Annotated in this window: 1 protein-coding gene; it reads right to left on the bottom strand. The window is 54.1% G+C overall.

The genetic code is table 11. The features are described 5' to 3' along the window. The coding region (locus V6252_RS12865; protein WP_341610714.1) for an Ig-like domain-containing protein at positions 1-292 on the bottom strand (292 nt) is incomplete at both ends.

Genomic DNA, 292 nt, shown 5'->3' with positions numbered 1-292 from the left:
CCAGTGACATCAGAGACCACATAGTTCACCGGCGTTGGATCAGCGGTAAAACCTGCTTCTGGGGTAAAGGTGACTGCGCCAGTGGTTGGATCAACACTCCATTCGCCTTCGCCGGCAATGGTCAAGCTGGTGACTTCAAGACCTGTGTCTGGGTTGATGAGCTTCACGGTGGTTGGGTCGATGTCGCCTTCAAGGTCGGTATCATTACCTAGTACGTCGATGACCACTGGTTGACCGAGTGTGCCGGTTTGGATTTCGTCTTCGGCATTCGGTGCGGTTGGTGGGTAGTCTA

This window comes from Psychrobacter proteolyticus (assembly GCF_038155145.1).
GTDB classification, from domain to species: Bacteria; Pseudomonadota; Gammaproteobacteria; order Pseudomonadales; family Moraxellaceae; genus Psychrobacter; species Psychrobacter proteolyticus_B.
This window is presented reverse-complemented; position numbering and strand designations above follow the sequence as displayed.